The 26,120-nt window shown below is 63.3% G+C and carries 26 protein-coding genes; 18 read left to right on the top strand and 8 right to left on the bottom strand.

Annotated elements, in window-relative coordinates:
- Window positions 1-234: hypothetical protein (locus AB5Y93_RS15530; protein WP_368229769.1), on the top strand; the 234-nt coding region annotated here is incomplete at its 5' end.
- Window positions 235-464: 230 nt separating this feature from the next.
- Here the strand turns inward: AB5Y93_RS15530 and AB5Y93_RS15535 are convergent.
- Together AB5Y93_RS15535 and AB5Y93_RS15540 are read right to left on the bottom strand one after the other, a co-directional pair.
- Entirely contained in the window at window positions 465-1,511 is a 1,047-nt protein-coding gene (locus AB5Y93_RS15535; RefSeq protein WP_368229770.1) for an NAD(P)H-dependent flavin oxidoreductase, read from the bottom strand.
- A gap of 203 nt (window positions 1,512-1,714) precedes the next feature.
- Window positions 1,715-2,356, bottom strand: a complete 642-nt coding sequence (locus tag AB5Y93_RS15540; protein ID WP_214006028.1) for a ribonuclease — start codon at window positions 2,354-2,356, stop codon at window positions 1,715-1,717.
- Between the two features lie 221 nt (window positions 2,357-2,577).
- Here AB5Y93_RS15540 and AB5Y93_RS15545 point away from each other — a divergent pair, with 221 nt between their 5' ends.
- The 3 genes from AB5Y93_RS15545 (at window position 2,578) to AB5Y93_RS15555 (ending at window position 3,990) form a co-directional block, all read left to right on the top strand.
- Complete coding sequence (locus AB5Y93_RS15545; protein WP_010672952.1) at window positions 2,578-3,138, top strand: carbonate dehydratase; 561 nt, start codon at window positions 2,578-2,580, stop codon at window positions 3,136-3,138.
- Between the two features lie 146 nt (window positions 3,139-3,284).
- Window positions 3,285-3,578 (top strand): hypothetical protein, encoded by a 294-nt coding sequence (locus tag AB5Y93_RS15550; protein ID WP_041214573.1) that lies wholly within the window; start codon window positions 3,285-3,287, stop codon window positions 3,576-3,578.
- Between the two features lies 1 nt (window position 3,579).
- Window positions 3,580-3,990, top strand: a complete 411-nt coding sequence (locus AB5Y93_RS15555) for a DUF6515 family protein (protein ID WP_214006029.1) — start codon at window positions 3,580-3,582, stop codon at window positions 3,988-3,990.
- A 90-nt stretch (window positions 3,991-4,080) separates the two neighbouring features.
- On the opposite strand, the gene AB5Y93_RS15560 is transcribed toward AB5Y93_RS15555, so the two are convergent.
- Window positions 4,081-5,400, bottom strand: a complete 1,320-nt coding sequence (locus AB5Y93_RS15560; RefSeq protein WP_234936755.1) for an ATP-binding protein — start codon at window positions 5,398-5,400, stop codon at window positions 4,081-4,083.
- A gap of 14 nt (window positions 5,401-5,414) precedes the next feature.
- Window positions 5,415-6,095, bottom strand: a complete 681-nt coding sequence (locus AB5Y93_RS15565) for a response regulator transcription factor (protein WP_010672948.1) — start codon at window positions 6,093-6,095, stop codon at window positions 5,415-5,417.
- A gap of 148 nt (window positions 6,096-6,243) precedes the next feature.
- Between AB5Y93_RS15565 and AB5Y93_RS15570 the strand changes: the two genes are divergently transcribed.
- Both AB5Y93_RS15570 and AB5Y93_RS15575 read left to right on the top strand, forming a co-directional pair.
- Complete coding sequence (locus AB5Y93_RS15570) at window positions 6,244-7,401, top strand: efflux RND transporter periplasmic adaptor subunit (RefSeq protein WP_368229771.1); 1,158 nt, start codon at window positions 6,244-6,246, stop codon at window positions 7,399-7,401.
- A 2-nt stretch (window positions 7,402-7,403) separates the two neighbouring features.
- Window positions 7,404-9,353 carry a MacB family efflux pump subunit gene (locus tag AB5Y93_RS15575; protein ID WP_368229772.1) on the top strand — a complete coding sequence of 650 codons (1,950 nt, stop codon included), beginning with the start codon at window positions 7,404-7,406 and terminating at the stop codon, window positions 9,351-9,353.
- A gap of 223 nt (window positions 9,354-9,576) precedes the next feature.
- Here the strand turns inward: AB5Y93_RS15575 and AB5Y93_RS15580 are convergent, their stop codons facing one another.
- Both AB5Y93_RS15580 and AB5Y93_RS15585 read right to left on the bottom strand, forming a co-directional pair.
- Window positions 9,577-11,472, bottom strand: a complete 1,896-nt coding sequence (locus tag AB5Y93_RS15580) for a PhoX family phosphatase (RefSeq protein ID WP_368229773.1) — start codon at window positions 11,470-11,472, stop codon at window positions 9,577-9,579.
- Between the two features lie 270 nt (window positions 11,473-11,742).
- Window positions 11,743-12,651, bottom strand: a complete 909-nt coding sequence (locus tag AB5Y93_RS15585; protein WP_368229774.1) for an S-adenosyl-l-methionine hydroxide adenosyltransferase family protein — start codon at window positions 12,649-12,651, stop codon at window positions 11,743-11,745.
- 150 nt (window positions 12,652-12,801) lie between these two features.
- Here AB5Y93_RS15585 and AB5Y93_RS15590 point away from each other — a divergent pair, with 150 nt between their 5' ends.
- Entirely contained in the window at window positions 12,802-13,263 is a 462-nt protein-coding gene (locus AB5Y93_RS15590; RefSeq protein ID WP_368229775.1) for a hypothetical protein, read from the top strand.
- Between the two features lie 7 nt (window positions 13,264-13,270).
- Here the strand turns inward: AB5Y93_RS15590 and AB5Y93_RS15595 are convergent, their stop codons facing one another.
- Window positions 13,271-14,497: an MFS transporter gene (locus AB5Y93_RS15595; protein WP_368229776.1), complete on the bottom strand. Its 1,227-nt coding sequence runs from the start codon at window positions 14,495-14,497 to the stop codon at window positions 13,271-13,273.
- A gap of 246 nt (window positions 14,498-14,743) precedes the next feature.
- Here AB5Y93_RS15595 and AB5Y93_RS15600 point away from each other — a divergent pair, with 246 nt between their 5' ends.
- The 10 genes from AB5Y93_RS15600 (at window position 14,744) to AB5Y93_RS15645 (ending at window position 24,342) form a co-directional block, all read left to right on the top strand.
- Complete coding sequence (locus tag AB5Y93_RS15600; RefSeq protein ID WP_368229777.1) at window positions 14,744-15,652, top strand: LysR family transcriptional regulator; 909 nt, start codon at window positions 14,744-14,746, stop codon at window positions 15,650-15,652.
- An 89-nt stretch (window positions 15,653-15,741) separates the two neighbouring features.
- Window positions 15,742-16,413, top strand: coding sequence for a CsgG/HfaB family protein (locus AB5Y93_RS15605; RefSeq protein WP_182935825.1), 672 nt, complete (start codon window positions 15,742-15,744; stop codon window positions 16,411-16,413).
- A gap of 11 nt (window positions 16,414-16,424) precedes the next feature.
- Window positions 16,425-16,784 carry a DUF4810 domain-containing protein gene (locus AB5Y93_RS15610; protein ID WP_368229778.1) on the top strand — a complete coding sequence of 120 codons (360 nt, stop codon included), beginning with the start codon at window positions 16,425-16,427 and terminating at the stop codon, window positions 16,782-16,784.
- Window positions 16,781-17,434, top strand: coding sequence for a DUF799 domain-containing protein (locus AB5Y93_RS15615; protein ID WP_214006037.1), 654 nt, complete (start codon window positions 16,781-16,783; stop codon window positions 17,432-17,434). The genes AB5Y93_RS15610 and AB5Y93_RS15615 overlap by 4 nt, the downstream gene beginning before the upstream one ends.
- A gap of 219 nt (window positions 17,435-17,653) precedes the next feature.
- The gene (locus tag AB5Y93_RS15620) at window positions 17,654-19,129 is read left to right on the top strand and encodes a GGDEF domain-containing protein (protein ID WP_368229779.1); all 1,476 of its coding nucleotides are present in this window, start codon (window positions 17,654-17,656) and stop codon (window positions 19,127-19,129) included.
- A 102-nt stretch (window positions 19,130-19,231) separates the two neighbouring features.
- On the top strand, window positions 19,232-20,485 hold the full coding sequence (locus AB5Y93_RS15625) for a DEAD/DEAH box helicase (protein ID WP_368229780.1): 1,254 nt from the start codon (window positions 19,232-19,234) through the stop codon (window positions 20,483-20,485).
- 227 nt (window positions 20,486-20,712) lie between these two features.
- On the top strand, window positions 20,713-22,038 hold the full coding sequence (locus tag AB5Y93_RS15630; RefSeq protein WP_368229781.1) for a ferric reductase-like transmembrane domain-containing protein: 1,326 nt from the start codon (window positions 20,713-20,715) through the stop codon (window positions 22,036-22,038).
- Between the two features lie 144 nt (window positions 22,039-22,182).
- Complete coding sequence (locus tag AB5Y93_RS15635; RefSeq protein ID WP_069652483.1) at window positions 22,183-23,010, top strand: AraC family transcriptional regulator; 828 nt, start codon at window positions 22,183-22,185, stop codon at window positions 23,008-23,010.
- A 16-nt stretch (window positions 23,011-23,026) separates the two neighbouring features.
- Complete coding sequence (locus tag AB5Y93_RS15640; RefSeq protein WP_368229782.1) at window positions 23,027-23,632, top strand: LysE family translocator; 606 nt, start codon at window positions 23,027-23,029, stop codon at window positions 23,630-23,632.
- Window positions 23,633-23,946: 314 nt separating this feature from the next.
- A complete protein-coding gene (locus AB5Y93_RS15645) occupies window positions 23,947-24,342 on the top strand; it encodes a hypothetical protein (protein WP_042016530.1) in 396 nt (131 codons plus the stop codon).
- 109 nt (window positions 24,343-24,451) lie between these two features.
- On the opposite strand, the gene AB5Y93_RS15650 is transcribed toward AB5Y93_RS15645, so the two are convergent.
- The gene (locus AB5Y93_RS15650) at window positions 24,452-24,631 is read right to left on the bottom strand and encodes a hypothetical protein (protein ID WP_336574758.1); all 180 of its coding nucleotides are present in this window, start codon (window positions 24,629-24,631) and stop codon (window positions 24,452-24,454) included.
- Between the two features lie 668 nt (window positions 24,632-25,299).
- On the opposite strand from AB5Y93_RS15650, the gene AB5Y93_RS15655 reads away from it, so the two are divergent.
- Window positions 25,300-26,094: a hypothetical protein gene (locus AB5Y93_RS15655; protein WP_368229783.1), complete on the top strand. Its 795-nt coding sequence runs from the start codon at window positions 25,300-25,302 to the stop codon at window positions 26,092-26,094.
- The last annotated feature ends 26 nt before the right edge of the window (window positions 26,095-26,120 follow it).

Below are 26,120 nucleotides of genomic sequence, written 5' to 3' on the forward strand. Positions count from 1 at the left end.
GTCACTTCATCAGACATTGAAAATCAAAAATTGTTTTTGATGCTCGATGCTGTGAGTGCCCACACAGATTGCTTGATTCAAATTGTTAAAGAGCAACGCAGCTTTTGGCTGCTGCGGGAGTGGCATTCTACTCAACCGCCTTCTCGAGTCAAGCCTTATTTTACGAGGCTTTTTCGAGGCACCGACTGGCTTGTTTGCGTTGCCGCTTGCCCTGTCGATGGAGGCGCATTATAGAGACATAGATCACATTGGCAAGCTTTCATCGCAATAAAATTGCAAAAAAATGTCAATTCTTAGTTATTCATATCAAAACACAGTTTTTATACAGACTTACCCACAGGGCAAACCCGGAAAGGGCTCATTCTGCACCCTATTACCTCCCGTTCCTCTCTGCCCGTCTCCTGTTCGAAGGGTTGCTGACCATATCAATCCATATATAAAGGAAGAGAATCGCAAAGTGACGCTCAGACCAGTCCTGCCTCAGCAACCCAGGCAGCGATCAGCTCGGCTGCCGCCATGGAGCGGCAACCCGATATATTCTGCCCGGCCCAGAGTGGCGAGAAACCGCTGTCACCCGCCTTTTCGGCTGCGGCACGCAACGGAGCCAATGCGCCGCTGGCATACGGGAAGTCTGGCGGCAGCACCGAAAGGGGGCCGAGTTCCCGCATCAAGCGGTTGACTATCCCCCGCGCCGGACGGCCGCTGAACAGATTGGTCAGTGCGGTGTGTTGACCATGCCTCCCCTGCAGCGCCGCACGGTGCAGAGGCGAGGTCGTCGCCTCGTGGCAGCAGAGGAACGCCGTTCCCACCTGGACTGCGCTGGCCCCCAGTGCCAAGGCAGCCTTGATCCCCTTGCCGTCGACTATGCCCCCGGCGGCGATGACAGGCAGATCCACTGCCGCCACTACCTGTGGCAGAAGGGTAAAGGTGCCCTGCTGCAAGCTGAGATCCTCACTCAGGAAGTGGCCGCGATGGCCACCCGCCTCCAGCCCCTGGGCGATGACGGCATCGGCTCCGTGGTCAGCAAGCCACTGCGCTTCTGCCACCGTGGTGGCGCTGGCAAACACTTTTGCGCCTGTGGCTTTTACCTGGGCAAGCAATTCGGGCTCGGGCAAGCCGAAGTGGAAACTGACCACGGCAGGTCTGAACTCTGCAAGCAGGGCCGCATGCTCGTCATTGAAGGGGGCCCGAGAGGGGGCTCGCGACGGCGCAGCGGCATCCACCCCGAACTCGGCGTAATAGGGTAACAGTACCTGGCGCCAGCGCTGCTCCGCTGCCGGTTCCGGCTCCTGCTGCCGATGGCAAAAGAAGTTGATGTTGTATGGACCCGGCCCGCTGGCGGCGAGGCGGCTCAGCTCCTGGCGCAGCTCGGCACCACTCAGCATGGCGGCAGGCAGGGAGCCCAGTGCCCCCGCACTGGTCGCCGCCATCGCCAGGGCGCTGTTCTGCACGCCCGCCATGGGGGCCTGAATGACGGGATAGCGCATCCCCAGTTCGGCAAAGAGCGTCATATGATGGTTTCCTGTTTCTGATGGTCAGTCTGATTGTGCAACAGAGGAAGGTTGAGTCGGCAGAGCGCACCTGACGTGCTGACACGTCGTCTGGCCATATCGCCTGTCCAGTTCCCGGCCAGACATCCTGTCTTGGCTTTCATCCATCAGGCTCCTTGAGGTTCATTGCACATCGGGCCCGCGAAGGGCCCGAACGTGAGGTGTCAGCGCACGCTGCGCAGCAGGAAGTCCGGCTGGCCACAGGAGCGGCGCTCCCGCTTCTGCATCTCGTCGGAGCAGGGAACGGCATCCGTCCCCTGCTTGTTGATGCAGATGTAGATCTCCCGCAGGAAGCGGCCCCCATCAGCGCAGGCCACCGTGATGTTATCGGGGGCCAGCCACTCGTTGGCGCTCGCCAGATCAGCCTTGAGCTGGAAGCTGTTTTTGCGCAGCGGCTCTTCCGGCGATTGATAGGCGGCCGGGATATTCACCTTCTGGCGCAGATCGCTGGCCAATTGGTGAAATGCCTCCTGGCTCAGCCCGGAACAGGTGCCGTGCTTCTCCCATTCGTGGCGATAGAGGAAGCGGCTGGGGTAGAGCCCGGCAAACTGCTGCTCCATATCCGCATCCAGCCGCTCGCGGGTGCAGCTGGCGGGGTAGCCGCGCTGATACTGGGGCCAGAGCCCATGCAGCACGAACCCCAGCTTGCGGGCGCACTGCTCCCGATCCCCTGGCTTGATGGCGCAATGCTCGGGCGACCAGGAGAGTGCCATGGCGTAATAGTCAAACTCCCCCGCATAGCCTTTGCCCTGGGCGGCGGAGATCCACAACAGCGACCCCACCAGCCATACCATGACCTGCTTCATCTCTCGTTCCCCCTCATCTCTTTGCACCCGGTGGCGCCCCATTTTACGCCCTCATGCTCCCATAACAGGGAGTCAAAGAACAATCGCTCAAAATGGCCTTACTCACTGTGGGTCAGACCAGTAAAAGGTTTCCCCTGCCGGATCAGAGGCGTAAGCTGGCTCTCCGGCGGGCCTTCATGACGCGCCACGTATCCCCGATTTCATCAGCAACAGGACGTAACATGATCCGCAAGAATCCCTCAGGTCACCTGCCCGTTATCGACGAATCCGCCTATATCGACAAGACCGCCATCATCTGTGGCAAGGTGATCATCAAGGAGAACGTGTTTGTCGGCCCCTATGCCGTGATCCGCGCAGACGAAGTGGACGAGAGTGGTGACATGGAACCCATCGTCATCGGCGCCAACTCCAACATTCAGGATGGCGTCGTCATCCACTCCAAATCCGGCGCTGCCGTCACCATCGGCGAGTTCAGCTCCATCGCCCACCGCAGCATCGTCCACGGCCCCTGCGAAGTGGGTAACCGGGTCTTCATCGGCTTCAACAGCGTGTTGTTCAACTGCCACATCGGCGAAGGGTCCGTGGTGCGCCACAACTCCGTGGTCGATGGCTGCGATATTCCCCCCGGCTTCTATGTCCCCTCCACCACCCGCATCAACCAGCAGAGCGATCTGGCGCAGATCCCGCGCGTCACCGTGGACGCCACCGAGTTCTCCGAGGATGTGGCTCACACCAATATCGACCTGGTCAGGGGTTACAAGGCGCTCTCCAACGAGTTTTGATCCGGCGAGCGGTTCACGACACACAACGGGCGCCACGGCGCCCGTTGTCACAACTGTAAAGAGGGCGAAAAGAGGGTGTAAAGGTGGTTGAGCCGAGTGCACGCGTCGCGTTTGATGGGGGCGTTCCCATCAATGGAGTCATCATCATGTCACGCTATCCTGTCGCCCTTGCCCTGCTGCTGGGCACCACGCTCCTTCATGCCGGCGAGATGCCGCCCCCGATGGGCGCCCGCCAGGGAGGCCCCATGACACCCCCCCCCTCAGTGCTCTATCACGCCAGCAAGCAGGGTGCGGATCCCCAGGTCCTGGTCCAGGCGCTGTCCAAAAACATTGATGCCGCCAAGCCGGATACCCGCTACGAGGTCACGGTCAGCGTGCGCGAACTGCCGCCCCAGCCACTCAAACCCCAGCCCGCCGGTGCGCCGCTCAAGGGGCAGTAAGATGAGTCTGCACCGCCCTTCACTCTGGCTGCTTGCCATGGCCATCGCCCTGCCCGCCATGGCGGGTCCGGGGAACATGAGCAGACCGGGCGGATGGGAGAGCCCTGCCCCGCAGTACGGCCATGGGGCTGGTCCCGGCTTCGGCCACCGCGTCGACCGGCTGCCGGGAGGGGTGGAAACCTTGCTGCTGGCCGGGCTCACCTACTATGTGCTCGACGGCATCTTCTACCGCCGGCAGGAGAACCACTATGTGGTGGTCTCCCCACCTCCTCAGGTCCTGGTGGGGGCAGAGACAGGGCTCATCCCTCTTGATCTGGATGGCCGCCGCTATTACGTCAGGGAGGGTCACTACTACCTGCGAGAAATAGACGGGCGCTACACCGAGGTGCCGCCGCCAGCGGCGCTGCACTGAATCGCACGGAGGAACAGATACGAGCAGGGGGCCTTGGCCCCCTCTTTCATTACCGGGGTGTTTACCCCACTCGGGTCTGAGCCGCGTACCTCAAGACGGGTCATGCAGGGGCAGCGTCATGGTCACTCTCAGCCCCCCCTGTGCGCGATTGCGCGCCTGGATGGTACCGCCCTGCAGAATCACCGCCTTGCGGGCGATGGCGAGCCCGAGCCCGTAGCCCTTGCCCATGCGGGGTGAGCCGATGCGCACGAAGGGGTCGAAGATCCCCGCCAGCTTCCCTTCCTCCACCCCGGGCCCCCGATCGGCGATGGAGAGCTGCACCTCCTGGCCCAGGCGCAGCAAGCGAACATTCACCATCTGGCCCGACTGCGAGAAACGCAGGGCGTTGCGCACCACGTTATCCACGGCGCGGCGCACCAGCTCGGCATGCCCCAGCAGGAGGCAACCCTCCCCCAGCGCCGCCTCGAGCGCTATCTCGACTCCGGATTGCTGGGCTTCGAACCTGGCATCCTGGACGACGGTCTCCACCAGCGCCAGCAGGTCGTAGTGGCTCTGCTCAAGCCCGTGGCCCTGCTCGGCACGGGAGAGGGTCAGCAGCTCCCCTATCATCCTGTCCATCCGCTCCGTCTCGAGCCGGATCCGCGCCAGGGCGTCGCTCGCCTTCTCTGGGCGCTGCTCCGCCAGGCCGATGGCCATCTGGATGCGGGCCAGGGGGGATCGCAGCTCGTGGGAGACGTCGTGAAGCAGTTGCTCGCGCCCCTCGACCAGTTGCTGCAACCGCTCCACCATGAGATCGAACTCCTTCGCCACCTCCGTGAGCTCGTCCCGGCGCCAGCGCAGAGCGGGCCAGAGTCTGACCCCCAGATCCCCTCTGGCTACCCGATCGAAGCTGCGCCGCAGGGCGTTCATGGGCCGGGTCAGGTGCCAGGCGAACAGAATGCTGAACAAGAGTCCCCCCAGGCCGCCAATCCAGAGCATGGGCGGAGGAATGTTGAACCAGGAGAGGGGGCCGGGAGCCGGCCCGCCGGGGAGAACGCGCGGGTCCGCTCTGGTCTGCAGCAGATAGGTCTGCCCGTCGCTGGCAATCACGGTGCGTGTCAGCACGGTGCCCGGGCCAGGTTCCCCTGAGGCTCGCGGCCTGGATGCCCGGGGCGCTGGCCGGGGAGGCGCATCGGAGACATCGAGGAGTGTTATCTGCAGCAACGGCGGCGACATGGCCTGGCTCAATGCCGTCGCAGCCTCGATTCCCCCCTTTGCCAGCACGGCTGCCGCCATCTCCAGATGCTGGCTCGCCAACTGCTGGGCCAGGTGCTCTTCCGGGGGGTCACGCTCGGCACGAAAACCGAGCCAGAGCAGTTGGCTGACCAGCACGATGGCCAGCCAGAAGCCCAGCAGAATCTTCCAGAACAAACGTCCCTTGAGGATCACCGTATCTTGTACCCTATGCTGCGCACCGTCTCTATGGTGACGGCTTCCCCCGCCTTCTGCTGCAGTTTCTGCCTCAGGTTGCAGATGTGCACATCGACGCTGCGATCATAGGCCTCCCTCGGGCGCCCTACCCCTTGCAGGGAGAGGGTGTCCTTGGTGACCACCTGCTCCGGTGCTCGCACCAGCAACACCAGCATGTTGAACTCGGTGGCGGTCAGCTCCAGCGGCTCCCCCTGCCAGAGACAGACCCGGTTGGCCGGGGTGACCGTCAGATCCCCCAGGATGAGGGCATCCGGCGAGGGGGTTGCGCTCCCCCCCTCGTTGACCCGCCGCAGAACGGCCCGCAGCCGGGCCACCAGCTCCCTGGGGTAGCAGGGTTTGGGCACATAGTCATCGGCCCCCATCTCCAGTCCCACCACTCGATCCACGTTGTCCCCCTTGGCGGTCAGCATGATGATCGGCAGGCGGCTGCGCTGGCGCACCTGGCGCAGCACCTCGGTGCCGCTCAAGTCGGGCAGCATCACATCCAGCAGCAGGGCGCTGTAACGGCCGGAGAGGGCATGGTGCACACCTTCCCCTCCGGTCAGCACCTGGGTGGTATCAAACCCTTCTCCCCCCAGGTATTCACTCAGCATGGCGCCCAGTTCGGCATCGTCATCCACCAGCAGGATCTTCATATGCGGTCTCCCTTGTCGGCGGCCATTTTCGCCGCTTGCCACGCACTTGGCAGCCATTTTTACGAAACCCTTACGCTTGGCGCAAAGAGCCTTAACCCGGCTCTGGGGTAGAGTGCCGCCGTGATCGTCATTCAGGATACAGGTTGTCATGCCCACGTTCTCCCCTCGTCTCTTCTGGCTGCTGCCTCTGTGCGCCCTCGCCCTGTTGCTGGCCTGGCGCCCCCAAGCCAAGGCACCCGCCAGCGACTACATCACCGCCAGTGCCGAGACCCGGGATCTGGAGCAGCTCATCATGGCGGACGGCACCCTGAAGGCGCGCAAGCAGGTGAGCGTGGGCGCCCAGGTGTCGGGCCAGATCAAGAAACTGCACGTGACTCTGGGGCAGGAGGTCAAACAGGGGGAGCTGCTGGTCGAGATAGACGATCTGCCCCAGCAGAACACCCTCAAGGATGCCCTGGCCCAGCGCGACAACCTCCAGGCCCAGCTGGATTCCAAAGAGGCCACCCTTCGCAATGCTCGCCTCGCATACCAGCGCCAGCGGCAGATCGTCGCAAGAGGTCTTGGCAGCACGGCCGACCATGACAGCGCCAAGGCGACCCTGGACGAGACCCTGGCCGATATCCGGGCCCTCAACGCCCAGCGGGTGCAGGCCGAGATCGCGGTGGACACAGCCCGGGTCAACCTGGGGTATACCCGGATCCTGGCCCCCCTCTCCGGTACCGTGGTGGCCATGCCGGTGGAGGAGGGGCAGACCCTCAACGCCAGCCAGAGCACCCCCACCCTGCTCAAGATCGCCCAGCTCGATACCATGACGGTGGAGGCCAGGATCTCCGAGGCCGACGTCATCAACGTCCGGGTCGGCATGCCGGTCTATTTCACCATTCTTGGCAACAGCCAGCGCCGCTTCGAGGGATCCCTGCGGGCCATCGAGCCCGCCCCCGACACCATCAATGACGACGACACCACCAGCAGCAGCGACAGCAGCGCCATCTATTATCACGGCCTATTCGAGGTGCCCAACCAGGATGGTCAGCTCAGGATCAGCATGACGGCCCAGGTCTATCTGGTGGTCGCCCGGCTCAAAGATGCGCTGGTGATCCCGGCCATCGCCCTGCAGGGGGATCAGGTCAGGGTGATCGACGACGGAGGCCGGATCAGCCTGCGCCGGGTCAAGGTCGGCCTGAACAACAAGGTGGATGCCCAGATCCTGTCGGGCCTGAGCACCGGTGAGCGGGTCATCGTCAGCGAAGTGAGCGCAGGCCAGAGCAACGCCGCCGGGGGCATGCCGCCCCCCATGGGGATGTGACCATGGGCGCCTTGTTGCAACTGCGGGGCATCCGCCGCCACTTCGGAGAGGGTGAGCGCACCGTCACCGTGCTCGATGGCATCGATCTGGCGATCGCCCGTGGAGAGATGGTGGCCATCGTCGGCGCTTCGGGCTCCGGCAAATCCACCCTGATGAACCTGCTGGGCTGCCTGGATCAGCCGAGCGAGGGGGCCTATCTGGTGGCCGGGCGCGACACTGCCACCCTCAGCCGGGACGAGCTCGCCGCCCTGCGCCGGGAGCACTTCGGCTTCATTTTCCAGCGTTATCACCTGCTGGCGGATCTCGATGCCCGCACCAACGTGGAAGTGCCCGCCCTCTACGCCGGTCTGGATCCGGCCGAGCGACGCCAGCGGGCCGAGGCCCTGCTGACCCGCTTAGGCCTCGCCAGCCGGCTCGAACACAAGCCAAGCCAGCTCTCCGGCGGCCAGCAGCAGCGGGTCAGCATCGCCCGGGCCCTCATCAACGGCGGCGAGGTGATCCTGGCCGACGAGCCGACCGGGGCCCTCGACAGCCAGAGCGGCGCCGAGGTGATGGCGAGCCTTCAGGCCCTGCATCGCCAGGGCCACACCCTGGTGATCGTCACCCACGACATGGACATCGCCCGCCACGCCGAGCGGATCATCGAACTGAAAGATGGCCGGGTGATCGCCGATCGCCGCACGCGCGAGCCACAGGCCCTTCCCCAGGCGACCCAGGCCGCCACCAAGACGTCCGCCAGGGGGAAGACCCCGCTGATGGCGGGGCTCGGGAATGCCCTGCAGATGGCCCTCAAGGCCATGGTTGCCCAGCGTCTGCGCACCTTTCTCACCATGCTCGGCATCATCATAGGTATCGCCTCGGTGGTGACCGTGGTGGCCCTCGGGCAGGGCTCCCGGGAGCGAGTGCTGGAGAACATCAACGCCATGGGCACCAGCACCCTGGAGGTGTTCCCCGGCCGCGGCTTCGGGGACATGCGCTCCGCTACCATACAGACGTTGCGGATCGGGGACGCCGAGGCCATCGCCCGGCTGGACTACGTGCACAGCGTCACCCCCAGCCTCAGCACCAGCGCCACCCTGCGCCTTGGCAGCACCGCCGTCTCCGGCACCATCAACGGCGTCGGCGCCCAGTTCTTCCAGGTCAGGGGCTATCGCCTGGCCCAGGGCATGGGCTTTGATCGCCAGAGCGAGGAGAGCCTGGCCCAGGAGGTGGTGATCGACGAGCACACCCGGGACAAGCTGTTCGCCCCGACCCAGTCCCCCCTGGGCCAGGTGATCCTGCTGGGGGATCTGCCCTGCCGGGTGATCGGGGTCGCCATCAAGAACCAGAGCGGCTTTGGCAGCGACGAGACCCTCAACGTCTGGATCCCTCATACCACCGCCATGAGCCGCCTGCTGGGGCAGAGCCATCTGCGCAGCATCAGTGTGCGCGTGCGGGACGAGGTGAGCCTCGACGCCGCCCAGGACGGCATCAGCCGCCTGCTCACCCTGCGCCACGGCAGCCAGGACTTCTTCCTGCTCAACACCGACAGCATCCGTCAGACCATCAGCCAGACCAGCGCCACCCTGACCACGCTGATCGCCCTCATCGCCCTCATTTCCCTGATCGTCGGGGGCATAGGGGTGATGAACATCATGCTGGTCTCGGTCACCGAGCGCACCCGGGAGATAGGGGTGCGGATGGCGGTCGGCGCCCGGACCCGGGACATCCAGCAGCAGTTCCTGATTGAAGCCGTGCTGATCTGCCTGCTGGGGGGCGTGCTCGGCATCGTCCTCTCCCTGCTGCTGGGCCAACTGTTCGACCACTTCAGCAGCGGCGTCCGGATGAGCTACTCCCTTGCCGCCATGGGGGTGGCCTGCCTTTGCGCCAGCCTGATCGGGGTAATATTCGGCTTCGCCCCGGCCCGCCGGGCCGCCAGGCTGGATCCCATCCACGCACTGGAGCGCGAATAGCCCGCATTGACGCCGGGGTGACGCCACTCTCCCCGACACCGGATCGGGGGCCGATGCCCGGCCCCGCCACCAAGCCTGAACGCCCGCACTTCTTCCCTGAATGCGCGGGTTCTTTGACCGGGTCCCGTACCCGGTCTTTTTTTGTCTCCCGCCCGCTATACCCGCAAAAAAGCCGCCCGAAGGCGGCTCTTGTCATCACGGGCCAGGCGGTGATTCCGGGCCATCAGGCGCCGATGATGCCGCCATCGTCCCGGGTGATCCGCAACACAGCAGAGCGGGGAATGGCGGTGCCGCCGTCCGGGAAATGGGAGGGTGCCCCCTCCTCACCCGGGTGCTGCACCCCGACGAACAGGGTGCGCCAGTCTGGCGTGAAGGTGAGGCCCGTTATTTCGCAGGCCACGGGGCCGGTCAGGAAGCGGCGCACCTCGCCGCTCGCGGGATCGGCGCACAGCATCTGGTTGTTGCCCATGCCGGCAAACTGCTTCTCGTTGGAGTAGTCGCCGTCGGTCTGGATCCAGAGCCTCCCCGCCTCGTCGAAGCCGATGCCGTCCGGGCTGTTGAACATGTTGTCCGGGTGGATGTTGGCACTGCCCGCCATCAGCCCCTCCTTGTGCACGCCGGGGTTGCCCGCCAGCAGGAAGAGATCCCACTCGAAGCGATCGCTCCCGTGATCGTCCCCCATCGGGCGCCAGCGGATGATCTGGCCATAGGGGTTCTCGGCCCTGGGATTGGCGCCATCGAGAGGTTGGTTCTCCTTGAGGCCGCGATTCTTGTTGTTGGTCAGGGTGCAGTAGACCTCGGCTCTGTGGGGATGCACGGCCACCCACTCGGGCCTGTCCATAGTGGTGGCGCCGAGCCGGGTCGCCGCCTCCCGGGCGAAGATGAGCACCTCCCCCTGATCGGCGAAGCCGTTCTCCCGGGTCAGACCGTGCTCGCCGTGCACCAGGGGCAGCCATTGGCCGGTGCCCTTGAGCTCCCCCTCCCTCGCCTCGAAGCGAGCCACATAGAGGGTGCCCTCATCCAGCAGATCCCGGTTCGCAGGATCGTTGCCCGGCGCCACCTTGTTCTTCGAGACGAAGCGGTAGATGTGCTCCCCCCGCTCGTCGTCGCCGAGGTAGACCACGGCGCGGCCATCCTGGTTGATGGTGAAGGCCGCATTCTCATGCTTGAAGCGGCCAAGGGCGGTGCGCTTCTTCGGGGTGGAGGCGGGATCGCGGGGATCGATTTCCACCACCCAGCCGAAGCGGTGCGGCTCCTGGGGATGCTTCGCGAGATCGAAGCGCTCGTCGAACCTGTGCCAGCCAAAGCCCGCATCCTCGGCGGCCAAGCCGTAGCGGGCGGCGCGCTGGTCCAGCTCCGGCTTGCCCTCGCTGCCGAAGTAGCCGTTGAAGTTCTCCTCGCAGGTGAGGTAGGTGCCCCAGGGGGTCTGGCCATTGGCGCAGTTGTTGAAGGTGCCAAGGGCGGTGCGCCCCTCGGGATCGGCCTGGGTCTTGAGCAGGGCATGGCCCGCCGCCGGGCCGCTCAATGTCATGGGGGTCGTGGCGGTGATGCGGCGGTTGAGGGCCCCCTTGGGGTTGGCCTGCCACTTGCCATCGATGCGCACCAGCTCCACCAGGGAGACCCCGTGGGCCGCCTGAGCCTTGGCGACAGCCTCTGCACTGAGGGTCTTGCCACCATCTTCAAACAGGTATTCGTAGTTGGTGTATTCGTTGTTGACGGCGAGCAGGGCGCGATCCGGCCCCAGGGAGAAGAAGCTCATGCCGTCGTTGTTGTCGCCAAACTGGCGGGCCTGGGCCTTGGCATCATTGCCCTGGGCAAAGGCGGGGGCATCGGGGAAGAGGGCATCTCCCCAGGCGATCAGCACCTCGGCCTTGTAGCCGGGCGGCACCACTATGGTGTCGGCCACCGAGGCGGGCACGGCCTGGAAGCCAAGCAGCGGCCGGGTGGCGGCAGCCACGGCCTGGGCCACGGGGCTCGCGGCAAAGAAGGCCACCATGCTGGCGGCGCCCACCCCTTTGAGGAAGCCACGGCGGCTGAGATCCGCCTCGATGAGGCGGTTGAATGCCGGCTCCTGCTCGCGGGGGTGGTTGGCACTGTCTTTCTCGTCAAAACGGCTCATCGGCTTTTCCTTGTTATCTCGGCGCAATCATTGCGTCATCACGGCGTCCGGCCACAGCATGGCAGCGCTTTATTAAACGAGGATGACAAATGATGAGATAACCGGCTGGCCCGGCAAGACGCCACCGCCAACGACAAGGGGCGGTGGACACCAGTCCCACCGCCCCAAGAGACACATCGCCGACAGAAGCTCTCCCCTCTATCTAGCCGCACGTCTTCAGACTGCTATGCCCGTTTGTACCGGATAGCACCCGCTGACAGCTGGCAGCCTCTAGCCGCACTTCTTCAGGCTGATATGCCAGTTGGCGCCGGATTGCACCTGATATTTGGCGGCGAAGCTGTCCATGTTCAGGGCCACCGACACCTGCAACAGGCTGTTGAGGTAGACCAGGGGCTGGCCCTCCGGCACATCGCCAAAGCTGCTGACGTAGGGGGCCTTGCCCTCGTATTTCAGCGCATCCCCTTCGCTGATCCTGATGCAGGCGTTGTCCCCCTTGTGGATACCCGCCTTGGTCAGCAGGCTGTCGTCGATATTGGTCCAGACGTTGCCGTACTGCACGTCCAGGATCGGAATGGTGCCCTTCAGGGTACCGTCTTGCTCGGCCACCGCGGGCTGATAGGGGATGGTCACCACCTCGGCGGGCAGCAGGGGCCCCACCTGCTCGAAGCTGATGGCACCGGAGGCGAGGCGCGCGCCGGTGTAGGCGTAGACGTCGCGGCCGTGGAAGGTGTAGGACTTCTCGGAGCCCTTTAGGCGGTTGGTCTTTTCGTCGATCTGGCGCACCGCCTCGATGCCGAAGTGCTCCGCCACCAGGGTCAGGGTGCCGTTGTCCGGGCTGACGATGTAGTGGCCGCTCCTGGTCTTGAGTACCACCGACTTGCGTTCGGTGCCGACACCGGGGTCCACCACGCTGACGAAGACGGTACCCGCGGGCCAGTATTGCAGGGTCTGATAGAGGCGGTAGGAGGCTTCCCAGATGTTGTAGGCCGGGATCTCATGGGTCAGGTCATGGAGCGGCAGGGTGCGGTCCACCCCGAAGGCGACCCCCTTCATGGCCGAGACGGCGCCATCCTTGAGACCGAAGTCGGTCTGGAACACCAGGGCCTCGTTGGCAAGGGCACTCGCCCCCACCAGAGAAAGGGCGAGCACGAGGGCGCGGGGGACGATACGAATATCCATGTCAGGGCTCCTTTAAAGACGTTTGGACGTCCAGATTGCCACTCATGGCGATCTTTGCAACCCCTGATGCCCGAATGGGGGGCGAAATGACTCGCCAATCCGCCCCGTGCGGGTGTATCCATGGGGCATCCAACGCCGGGAGCACACCAGATGACCAGAGAGCATCACGACACCATTTTGCTGAGCCTGGGCAATACTCGAAGCCAGGTCGCGCTCACCGCGGCCGATGGCACCAGCCAGACATTTGCATTGACACTGGGGCTCGATGCCCTGACCCCGGGACCCTTTCGCCGGGATCCGCCGACGCCCCTGGAGCTTGAGCAAGCCATCATGGTGGTGGAGGGTGTGCTGATGCCCCTCGCGGCACGGATCCCGCCCCACCCCGTGCTGCACCTGCAAAGCCCGGAGCCCCTGACCGAGGTGCTAGGCAACCGGGTGCAGAGCCGGGAGAACATAGAGCGGTTGTTCGGTCAGCTTGCCGCCATGGTGGAGGGGGATCCCCTGGCGTCGGCCCAGTTGCCGAGGGAGAGGCGCATCGCCGCCGCCCTGCTGATCCTCCGGGAGTGGATGCACCACCTGGATGCCGGGAGCGTCGTCCTGGTCGATGGGTGATGCCCTGTCACACAGCGGGTTCGAAGCGCCGCCGAGACACCGCCCAGGCCAGCCCCAGGCTTGTCAGGGTGCTGCCGACGAAGAGCAGATCCAGCGCGACGCCAAGACCGGCCCCGTCGCTCACCCAGCCCAGCAACACGGGTACCCAGTTCGCCACATAGGCGATCACATAGAAGAGGGAGAGCAGCCGCGCGTGGCTGGCCGGGGGCGCGATGCGATTGATCAGGGTCGCACTGCCCACGAACACGGCCCCCTGGGCATAGCCCGCCACCAGCAGCCCGAGTCCCGCCAGCCAGCTGGGCAGGCCGTGAACGGCCCCGGCAAAGAGCAGCACGCACAGCGCCAGGGCCAGCACGCCGCTTTGCAGGGTATGGCGGGCATCGAGGCGACGGGCCCAGAGCTGGCAAAGCCCGGAGAAGACCAGATAGGCCGCGACAAGATAGCCGAACAGCCCCAGATCCGTCATGCCCAGTATCTCGCTCACCACCTTGGGACCCATGGCCAGCAAGCTGGCCGCCACCGCCCAGGCGGTGAAGAGCGCCAGGGCGCAAAGGAAGAACCCGACCCCCGTGGCCCTAAGCCCCTCTCCCAGGGATCCGCCACCCTGCCCGCTCGGGGCGGCCTCCGTCGCCCTCGCCCCTTTGGGCCAGCTCAACACCAGCCCCCCGATGGCGCAGGCCGCCATCCCCAGGATCAGCAAAAACGGCAGCGTGGTCGGGTAGAGATCCTGCTGCAGCGCCAGCCCGCTGAACACGGGGCCAAGGGCCAGCCCGGCGGTGAACGATAATGTGGCGCTCAGCGCCGCCCGCTTGCCCCCATCCTTCGGGCCGAAGCGCAGCAGCGCCACATTGGCGGCACCGGTCAGGGTGCCCGTGCCAATCCCGGCCAGCAGCCGCGCCAGCAAAAGGGCCCAGAAGCTGTCGGCCAGGGAGAAGAGCAGTGCCCCGCCCCCGACCGCCACCAGGGCAGGCAGGATCAGGGTGCGCAGATCCGCCACGCGTCCTGCCAGGTTGCCCACCCCGAACAAGGCGATGAGCACGCCCCCCGCATAGCCGCCATAGATGAGGCTGAGGCCGAGATCGCTCAGCGCCAGCGCCGCCTGGTAATGGGGATAGAGCGGGGTAGGCACGCTGCTGTTGAGCAGGGCCGACATCAGGGCGAGGGAGAGAAACCAGCGCAGACGAGGATGGACAACCTGACCTGGCTCGCAAGCCGGGACGCTTGAGACAGACATGGACACTCCAGTGGCAGACGAATGAAACCGCAATCGGGAGCGACATCATAGCGATCCCGCCCACCCCGGACTGCGGCAGTTCTGCATCACGCCGACTCAATCCTGCATCACGTCGGGGTGGCACGCGCCCTTGGCCGGGGAGCCGCAGGCACGCACCGGACCCGGTCTATCCCCTTGTGCTGCCATCCCCGCTGGCATCTAATATTGCGGCGCCAATCGGGCGTTCTGCTTGAGCGAGGAGCAAGCATGATCAATTGGGACGATGCCCGCTTCTTCCTGGCCCTGGCACGGCGGGGCAGCCTGCGGCAGGCCGGACTCGAGCTCGGGGTGGATCAGGCCACCGTCGGGCGGCGGATCACCCTGCTCGAGCAGCAGCTGGGGGCCAAGCTGTTTATCCGCACCCCCAGACACTATCGCCCCAGCCCCCTGGGGGAAGCGCTGCTGCCCCAGGCCGAGGCCATGGCGCAGGCGGCCCTGGCCATGATGCGCACCGCGAGCCTGGGGGAGCTGGAAGGGGAGCTTTGCATCGCCACCACGGATACCCTGGCACAGGGCTTCGTGCTGCCCGCGTTCAGCCTGCTGCGCCAGCGCTACCCCGGCATCCGCCTCAAGTTGCTGACCGCCGTCAGCGTGAGCGACATCCCCAATCAGGAGGCGGATCTCGCCATTCGCAGCGTGCGTCCCGAGCAGGGAGATCTCGTGGTCAAACGGCTCGCCACCATCAAGATGGGGCTCTACGCCTCTCCCGACTACCTGGCCAGGCGAGGCACGCCCCGCTCGGGTCAGGCACTGCAAGAGCACGACCTGCTGCTCTTTCCCAAAGAGCTGGTGGCCCGTCACTGGCTGAGTCTGTGCGGCGAACCGCTCCACGAACCCAACGTGGTCCTGCAGAGCAATGCCCAGCTGGTGCTGATGGCGGCCGCCCGGCAGGGGCTCGGCATCGCCCTGCTCTCCACCTTCCTCGCCGAGGAGGATCCCGCCCTGGTGCGCCTGCTGCCTGACAAGCACGATCCCATCGACATCTGGATGGTGTTGCACCCGGATGTGCAGAAGACGGGCCGCATGCGCGCCCTGGTGGCAGCCCTGGAGGAGGTGTTCCAGCCCCTGCAACAGACCCGGCCCTCCGCTCTCCCCTGTAAAACGCACAGGGATTGAGCGGGTATGCCCCCCATACGGGGCACTTTCTTCGCAACGAACCATGTTAGAGTCCGCCGCTGTTTTTTCCTTTGATAACGGGGCCTTACATGAAGAAGTTTGTTGTTTCATCCAGTGTCATCCTGGTGGCGGGCTTGCTGACAGCCTGTGCGAGCGAGTCGTCGCGCACCCTGGAGGTACCCAAGGTTGCCTCCTATCAGAGCCACTATCAGGGCGCACGCAGCCCCATCGCCGTCGGCAAGTTCGACAACCGTTCCAGCTACATGCGTGGCATCTTCTCCGACGGCGTGGACCGGCTGGGCAACCAGGCGAAAACCGTGCTGATCACCCACCTGCAGCAGACCGGCCGCTTCAGCGTGCTGGATCGCGACAACATGGCGGAAATCCAGGCCGAAGCCGGGATCAAGCAACAGGCTCAGCAACTCAAGGGCGCCGACTACGTGGTCACCGGCGACGTCACCGAGTTTGGTCGCAAGGAAGTCGGTGATCATCAGCTGTTTGGCATCCTGGGTCGCGGCAAGTCACAGATCGCCTATGCCAAGGTCAACCTGAACATCGTCAACGTCACCACCTCGGAAGTGGTCTTCTCTTCCCAGGGTGCCGGGGAGTACGAACTCTCCAACCGCGAGATCGTCGGCTTCGGCGGCACCGCCAGCTACGACTCCACCCTGAACGGCAAGGTGCTGGATCTCGCCATCCGCGAGGCCGTCAACAATCTGGTGAACGGCATCGAGACCGGTGCCTGGCGCCCGGCCCAATGAGGAGAGACGAGATGACGCGGTTCCGTCCTTCCCTGCTGCTGGCCAGCGGCCTGCTGCTGAGCGCCTGCGCCCAGGGGCCGCAGACGCTCTACAACTGGGATCAATATCAGGGGGTGGTTTACCAGCACATGCAGGGTGACGACACCGGGGTCGAAGCGCAGATCGATGCGCTGGAGAAAAACCAGCAAGAAGCGAGCGCCAAGGGGCAGACTGTGCCACCGGGCTTTCACGCTCACCTCGGCATGCTGTACGCCCAGCTCGGCAAGGATGCCCAGACTCGTGAGCAGTTCGAAACCGAGAAGCGCCTCTTCCCCGAATCGGCCCCCTTCATGAACTTCCTGATGTCCAACAAGAAGGGAGAGACCCAATGACCCTGCGCACCCTCCTTGCCCTCACGCTGGGCGCCCTCCTTCTGGGCGGCTGTGCACAGGGCCCCGGTTACGACTACAGCAACTTCAAGGAGAGCAGACCGACCTCCATTCTGGTGCTGCCGCCGGTGAATCACTCGCCGGACATCAAGGCGGGCGCCAGCCTGCAATCCCAGATCACCTATCCGCTCGCCGAGTCTGGCTATTACGTGCTGCCGGTGGCGGTCACCAACGAGACGTTCCGGCAGAACGGCGTGACCGAGCCCGCCGACATCCAGGCGCTGCCCATCAAGAAGCTCCACGAGATCTACGGAGCCGATACCGCCCTCTACCTCGACATCAAGGAGTACGGCACCAGCTATCTGGTCATCTCCAGCGAGACAGTGGTCACCGCCAGTGCCCGCCTGGTGGATCTGCGCACCGGCAAGCTGCTGTGGGAAGGCAGTGCCAGCGCCAGCAGTGCCGAGCAGCAGGGCAATTCGGGGGGCGGCCTCATCGGTATGCTGGTGGTGGCGGTGGTCAATCAGATTGCCAACACCCTTACCGACAAGGGCCATGAAATCGCAGGTATCACCAGCATCAGGCTGCTCAGTGCCGACATGCCCAACGGCATCCTCCATGGCCCCCGCTCGCCGAAATACCAGGCTCGCTAAGGCGCCCGTCACAGTCCACACAAGAGGGTGCCATGCCCTCTTGTTTCAGTCGCCCTCCCTTTTCCCTGCCTGACATCGAATGACGCCTCATCGTCTATCTTTTTGATATTGTTGGCTCATTCTTGCGCATGCTGGGTGACGACCCACCAACTTCATCTGGTGATGCCCGGCGAAATCAGTTACAAGAATGGCCTCTGTCACCACGGGAGCGTTCACTGCATGGCTGGATCACTGAGGCATATCGTTCCCCGCTCGTGGCTGAATCGGTTGGGACTGCTTTGCCTAGCGATAGCGGGACTGGGGCTGGTATCCAACTACACCTACCTCCGTATCAGGCACGACATGGCGCTCATCACCGCCAAGCAACCCAACCTGTTCGAGGTGTTCTATCAGCGGGCCCGCATCCTGGCGCCAGAGAAACTGGCCGCCTTCATCGACAGCAGCAGCATCAAGATGCCCATCTTCAGCGACAACGGGGATGCGACGGCCTATGCCTACGGCTATGATCTCCCCACCCTGAAGCGTCTGGCGGTCATTCCCGTGTTGCCCCCGGCCAACCAGATGCTCCTCGCCTACCAGTACGTCATCTCCAACCCCGAGGTCCTCAACCTCTACGCCTTCTATGACGATCGCCGCATGCTTGGCATGGTCGCCAACAAGGGGATGCTGCCGAGCCAGCTGCTCCCGGTCAACACCGACCTCAATGACATCGAGCCCTGGACCCACTATTTCGGTTGCGCCTTCTTCGCCTCCACCCATGTCCCCTGCAGCACGGATGAAGCCTGGGTCTCCGGTCTCTATGTCGATACCTTCACCGGGTTGCAGGCCATCACCCTCTACTTCCCCTTCGTCTATTACGAGCCAGCCATCAAGGACTACCGCTATGGACTCAAGGGCATCGACATCGCCGTCGACCGAGCGTTCAAGGAGGTGCTGCGCCCCTTCGAGAGCCTCAATCCGACCCGGACCGTCCTCTCCTTCGAAGAGGTCGAGCCCTGCCGTCCGTTCCACCTCTGCCTGAGCACGCCGCTGATGCGCACCAAGGCGGACAGCGACCTCTACCTCAAGTGGTCATACAGCTACGGCGATTTTGCCCGGGCCGTCCTCTTCGGACCGGCCTTCAAGATTTATCTCATCGCCCTGCTGCTGCTGATGCTGACGGGGCGAAGCATCATCACTCGCGTACGCACTCAGGCACAGACCGACGCGCTGACCCGGCTGCCACGCCGTGACATCCTCAATCAGGCGCTGCTGCGGGAGCACGACTACCTGATGATCCTCGACATCGACAACTTCAAGTCCGTCAACGACACCCATGGTCACGGGGTGGGTGACCTGGCGCTCGTCGCCTTCGCCAATCACCTCAAGACCAATATCCGCAAGGGCGATGTCGCCATTCGCTGGGGCGGGGAAGAGTTCATCGTGCTGTTCAAGGGGATGGACGATGACAACATGATGCATCACTCCGCCGCCCGCCTGCTGGAGCGGCCATTGCGCATCCCCGAGCTGCCCGCCCCCATCACCTTCTCCGCCGGAGTAACCCGCATTCGCGATTACCTGACGGTGGCCGAGGCGGTGCAACTGGCCGACGACCTGCTCTATCACGTCAAGCAGCACGGCAAGCGCAATATCGCCTATTACCAGGGGCAGACCATCCGCCTTGTCCGCGATCCGGGTGCCAATTCATCCCCCTGAGCGGCCCGGCTTCTGCCGCTCCCCTGCTATCTGTTACCATCCCGGCCACGCTGATTGTTTCCGTCCCGGCCACGGGGCGGGATAACCCCATACTGGTGCCCTATGTCCATTGCCTCTTTCGCCGAACTGGCCCTCTCCCCCCGCTTGCAGCAAACCCTGACCGAGCTTGGCTACGCCGCCCCCACCCCGGTGCAGGCCAGCGCCATCCCCCTGATCCTCGCGGGGCGGGATCTGATGGCAGGCGCCCAGACCGGCACCGGCAAGACCGCCGCCTTCGTGCTGCCGCTGCTGGAGCAGTTGCTGCAACACCCGACGAGCGATGGCCCTCGCCCCATCCGCGCCCTGGTGCTGGTGCCGACCCGCGAGCTGGCGGTGCAGGTTGCCGAGAGCGTCACTCGCTACGCCAGGGGCACCACTCTCACCAGCACGCTGGTCTACGGCGGGGTGAGCATCGCCGCACAGGTGAAGGCGCTGAACGCCGGGGTGGATATCCTCATCGCCACCCCGGGCCGCCTGCTCGATCACCTGCGCCAGGGGGCGCTCACGCTGGCCGAACTGCTCCATCTGGTGTTTGACGAGGCGGACAGGATGCTCGACATGGGCTTTATGGACGAGATCCAGGCGCTGTTGAAGCAAATCCCGGCGGATCGCCAGACCCTGCTGTTCTCGGCCACCTGCGATGACAACCTGTTTGCCCTCTGCAAGGTACTGCTGCGCGACCCGGCGCTGGTGGAAGTGGCACCGCGCAACACCACGGCGGCCGAGGTGGAGCAGCGGGTCTATGCGGTGGACAGCGATCGCAAGGTGGCGCTGGTCCAACACATGCTGACCGTGAAGGGCTGGGCGCCGGCGCTGATCTTCAGCCGCACTCGCCAGGGGGCCGACAAGCTGGCCCAGCAGCTTGGCAAGGGGGGCATCAATGCGCTCGCCTTCCACGGGGATCTGTCACAGAGCGCGCGGGAAAACGTGCTGCTGGCGTTTCGCGCCGGCACCTTGCAGGCCCTGGTGGCCACCGACGTGGCGGCTCGCGGCCTCGATATCAGCGAGCTCAACCATGTGATCAATCTGGAGTTCCCCCATCAGCCCGAGGATTATGTCCACCGCATCGGGCGCACCGGCCGCGCCGGCAACAAGGGGCTCGCCATCACCCTGTTCAGCCCGGAAGACGCGCCGCTTCTAGAGAAGGTGGAGGCAGTGCTCGACACCCGTCTGCCCCAGCAGTGGTTCCCGGGCTTTGAACCGGATCTCACCCGCGTCGACCCCGAGCCGCGCCGCGCCAGCAAGGGAGCCCTGAAGCAGAAGGCCAGAAAGCAGGCCCTCGCGGGCAACAAGGGCGGCAAGGGACGAAAATCCTGACACGACTGTTTGCTGGGGCAGCCATGTGGCGGCCCCAGCATCACCCCTCTCCAGACCCAGGCCTGTGGGGTGACGCCAACCGCTTTCCTGCCGCTCCCCCCTTGTTTTTCTCCGCGCCCTCCTCCTCAGTCCGCTTGCCCTGACCCGTCGACCCTTTGCCACACTCTGCTACAAAAGAGGTAGTCAGGGGGCACACTTTCGCCACAAAGCAGGCGTGCAATGGAGGCATGGACAAGGAGGACATCATGAAACCCGCATCCCTCGTCTGGGCCCTGCCCCTGACCCTCACTCTGCTCTGGTTCGCTGGCCTCACCCAGTGGCCCGCCGGTCTCTGGCCCTGGCGCCACGAACTGCTGATCCTGACCGGTCTGATTGGCCTTGGCGCCATGACCCTCTCTTTGCTGCTGGCCCTTCGCCTGCCCAGGCTCGAAGCCTGGTGCGGCGGGCTGGATCGCATGTTGCACCTGCACCGCAGCAGCGCCCTCTGGGCCACCGGCACCCTGGTGGCACACTGGCTGCTGGTGGAAGCCCCCAAGTGGGCTGTCGCCGCCGACTGGCTGACCCGGCCGGCGCGCCGCGGTGCTGGTGCTGGTGCTGGTGCTGGTGCTGGTGCTGGTGCTGGTGCTGGCAACGATGCCCTCTGGCACAGCCTCGGCAATACCCTGGGGGAATGGAGTTTCTATCTGCTGCTGGCGCTGGTGGTGGTAAGCCTGCTGGCGGTGGTGCGCTACGAGCGCTTCAAGGTGGTTCACCGGCTGGCCCCGGTCATCTATCTGATGGGCTGGCTGCACGGGCTCTGTCTGCTGCCGCGCATCGGCGCCCTGACCCCGGTCGGCCTGACCCTGCTTATCGGTGGCGGGCTGGGTGCTCTGGGGGCGCTCTACTCCCTGTTTGGCCGAGTGGGACGGGACGCACGCCGCCAGGGGACGGTCAGCGCCCTCACCCCTCTGGACGAGCGCACCCTGGAGATCCGGGTTGGCCTCACCGCGCCCCTGCACGGCTATCGCCCGGGGCAGTTCGCCTTCTTCGATTTTGCCGGGCGCGGCGAGCCCCACCCTTACACCCTGGTCGATGTCTCGGCGGATAGCCGCACCCTCACCCTAGCGGTACGTGCCCTCGGGGATCACACCCGCTGGCTGCACCGCCACCTCAAGGTGGGGGATACGGTCACCGTGACCGGCCCCTATGGCGCCTTCGCCCTGCCAGATCCGGCCCCGGCGCTCTGGGTGGGCGCCGGTATCGGCATCACCCCCTTCGTCGCCTGGCTGGAGGCCCTGGTGCGCCGTGGCGAGACACGCCCGGGCACCACCTTGCTGCAATGCGCCCCCACCGCCGAGGCCGCCCCCTATCACGGTCGGCTGGCCGATCTGTGCCGCCGGGTCGGGATCGACTACCGGCTGCACCTGGAGTCCGAGCGTGGCCGGCTGGATCTCGCCGCCCTGGGTGAGCGCCAGCACACCCCGGTGTGGTTCTGCGGCCCCGAGCCTATGGCCCACACTCTGGATGCCCATCTGGCCACCCCGCTGCACCGGGAGCTGTTCCGCTTTCGCTGACGGGCCAGCCGGCGCAGCCAGCCATCGGCAGCGCCGTTTTTCTCGGTGCGGGGCGCAGGCGGGCCGGCAAACAGCAAGATTGTCCAAGCGAGAGGCACACCCTTGGGGCTAGATTAGGGGGGCAGTCTGGTCCAGGAGGGAAAGATGGCGCAGGACAACCAGTTCATATTCGCACACAGTCAGCACCTGGCGAGCCTGACTGCGCTGCGGGTCAACATGACGGAATTTCGCTACGACCGTCACGCCCACGAGGAGTACTCCTTCGGGGTCACCCTGGCCGGGCGGCAGAACTTCTTCTGCCACGGTGGAGCCCACTCCAGCCCGGCAGGCAGCGTCATCCAGTTCAATCCCGGGGATGTTCACGACGGCCATGCCGGGGACAACGCCAGCCTCGACTACACCATGCTCTACATTCCGCCCCACGAACTCACTCCGCTGTTTGCCGATGCCGCGGGCGAGCGGGCAATGGGGACCTACCGGTTGTTGCAGCCCCTGGTGCGCGATGAGGCGCTGAGCGCCTGCATCCTCGATCTGGCGCAGGCGGTACGCGGCCAGGCCGACAGCATAGAGCAGGAGTTTGCCCTCTATCGCCTCGCCACCCGGGTGATGCAGCAGGCGGGACGTTTTGAGCCCAATGGCCGGGTGAGTCGCATCGATCGCCTCCTGTTGCAGGCCAGGGACTTTATCCACGCCCACTTCCAGCAGGATATCTCCCTGGCCGACATCAGCGCGGCGGCCAACATCTCCAAGTACCACTTCCTGCGGCTGTTTCGCCAGCAGCTTGGCATCACCCCCCATCAATACGTGATCAACTGCCGCATCAATGCCGCCCGGCGCGCCCTGGCCGCCGGAGAGTCGGCGCAGGATCTGGTGTACCGCTTCGGTTTCACCGATCTCAGTCACCTCAACCGTCGCTTCAAGCGCATCTATGGCATGACCCCCACCCAATACAGCGCCAGCCTGATCCGCTGAGCCCAAGGAACGCCCCATGATTGAGCTCCTCGCCTATGCCATCGGCATCATGTATACCCCAGGCCCCGTCAACCTCATCGGCCTCAACGCTGGCCTGGGCGGCCGCACCCGTGCCTCCCTTGGCTTCTTCCTCGGGGTTGGCATCGCGATGTTTGTGCTCCTGCTGCTGTTTGGCTGGGCGGGCACCCGCCTGGTGCGGGAAGATACCCTGATCTATGTCAGCCTGGTGGGGTGCCTCTATATCGCCTATCTCGCCATCAAGATCGCCAGCGACAGCGGCGAGCTCGGTGCCAACGAGGCGCCTGCCCGCCCTCTGGGGGTGCGCAGCGGCTTCGTCATCCAGCTGCTCAACCCCAAGGCGATGATCGCCACCCTGCCCATCACCAGCATCCAGTTCCCGGCAGCCCAGATCCACGGCTGGAGCCTGCTGCCCTGGTCCCTGCTGCTCGGCCTGCTGGCCGCCGGTGCCCCCGGCAGCTACTCGATGGCTGGCAGCCTCATCGGACGTCATCTTCAACATCCTCGCTGGTTCAGGTACTTCAACCTGCTGATGGCCGCCCTGCTGCTCTACAGCGCCATCGCCCTGGCCTACCAGCATGTCTACCTGCCGTTGGCCGCCTGAGCAGGTCAATTGCCCATGCCAAAAACGGTAAAACACCACCGATGAAATGGCACTGCAACTGAGAAGACACAGGCCGGGCACTGCTTCACCGGCCTTTTCGGGTCATTTTCGCCATGGGCTGACTATCCTCAACAGGGTCTTGTGCCCGAAGTGACGCTCCCCATGGTTCGCTTCGGTACCAGAGGCAGACCCCTTCCCTCATCGGCGTCAACGCAGCAATACGACGCCATGACCAAAACCCTCATTCGGATATTGATGCAGGTTGAATGAATCAATATCATCTTGCGGCCCCTGGTCATGGATAAGAATGTTGTATGTCCTTTGATAAAAAGCACGGTGAGTTCATCTTCAATGTGCAGGAACACCTGGTCACCTGCGAGCTGATCGGCCCTTTCAATGAAGAGGGTATGCTGGCGTGGATTGCACAGATAAAGTCCGTGGTGAACAGCCTGGACGGTAAGCGTTTCTGCGCCCTGGTGGACCATCGTCAGCATCAGGGGGTAGTGCTATCCGCCCTGCCCCATCTGCAGGAGACCTATCAGTGGCTGACCCAGAAGAATCTGGTGGCCATCGCCTCCCTCTATTCGGCCAAGGTGCTCCATCACATCGCCCTCTCCTGCCTCTCCCTCACCCACCCGGACCATATCCGGGCATTCAACGACCCCCAAGAGGCCATCGCCTGGCTGGATGCCCAATACCAGACGCGATAGGCCACCCGGCCTGTGTTGATACGCCATATGCCGCGCCCTCACCGCCCAGGTCCGGATAGACAGGCCCCAATCCCTGCCCTGAGGTGCTGAGCCCGGCAGCAACCGATGGCTATTCCCCGAGCGACAGGAAAGAGGCCACCGTCAGAACCGCCGCATCTTGCCCGGTTATCTGTACCGGCAGGGCAGCATCCCGGCCAAGGGGCATCTGCGCCGCACGCACACTGCCACCCCAGAAACTCGCCATCAGCACCACGGCTCCGGCCAATGTGCACTTTATCCAACCTTTCATCATCTTGCTCCCTCGAACCAACCGCCCCCTCGCCACCCCTGTGGCAAGCCGGGCCTTTTAAGCAGTGAGCAGAAGATACGGGGGATTTGTGAGGGGAAAATGAGGTTGTGTGAAGAGAAGGTGAAGTCTGGGGAAAGTCAGGTGGAAGTCAGAAAAAATCAGGGGGATCGGCAGCGAGCCACGACCAATATGGCGATTGACGGTGCGGGAAATGGAGAGAGGTAAAGGCTCAAAACGAAACGACAACACAGATAGCAGCCCCTCACCCTAGCCCTCTCCCGAGGGAGAGGGGATGGTCCGAGCCAATTCCAACCCCCTCATATCCCCACCCGAACCTCGTACGTAAAGCAGAGTCAGCTGAACCGTTTTGCTCCCTTCTCCCCTTGCGGGAGAAGGGCCGGGGATGAGGGGGAGGTAACAATAAGCCCCATTATGTAGGGTCGATTAGCGCAGCGTAATCGTCCGCATACCGCCACGTACCGAGTAATGGCAAGACCGGCAGGAAACTCCAGATATCGGCGGTCTCTCGGCCGACCTCCTATTCGCGATCGTTCGAATACGCTGCGCTATTCGAACCCACTGCTTGCGGTTATGCTAACCACAAACACAATGTCGAACGATTCACAATATACGAAATGTATTTTTATCGTGAGGAATGAGAGGTATACGTGATTTTTTCAAAATGCCATTTATGTCAACAAGAAGCCGAACTACAGGAGTCTCACATATTCCCTCGATCGTATTTCAAAAAAATAAAATCGGGGAACGGCCAAGTATTGGAGATAGCAATAGATAAGGATACTCCACCATCACTATCTAACTTTGACCCTAAAGAGCATTTACTTTGTTTTGAATGTGAGCAACACATTTCTAAAAAATATGAAGCGTACGGCACTCAAATATTCAGAAGGACACAAAACATTGAAAGAGAAAATCTTCATGTAAAAATAAAGAACTTTAACTACAATAAATTTTATTTGTTCCTCATTTCTATTCTTTGGCGAGCATCTATTTCAACAATTGAACGATACCGCCATATTAACTTTGATGACAAAATGAATGCTAGGTTTGCAGCATGCCTTCTTAAAGAGTCAGTCAGGTTGTCACCATCTATAAAGCTAGACCACTTCTTTCGAGTAGCTATTTTCAGGTTAAAAGACTTCAGTAGACAACTGGATGATGACGTTATTAAACGCATTTTTATAGACCTGAATATAGTAAAGACTGAAGACATAAACGATGGGATAACTTATTTTTATGTAATAGATGGATGCTTAGTCATGATAAACCTAAATTGCCATGATGATATACATCAACAAAGAGTGATAAAAATAAAAAATCAGATGATAAATAAAACCATATTGAAAATTCCATTTATAAACATTTTCGATATTAAAGAGGTTGCAGAGACTATTGCTGTGTCTATTGAAAAACTCTCATCCCATCCTAATAGAACAAAATAAACCCCATAAAAAACACCTACGAACAG

It is taken from the genome of Aeromonas sp. R10-1 (genome assembly GCF_040908465.1).
Classification (GTDB): domain Bacteria; phylum Pseudomonadota; class Gammaproteobacteria; order Enterobacterales; family Aeromonadaceae; genus Aeromonas; species Aeromonas caviae.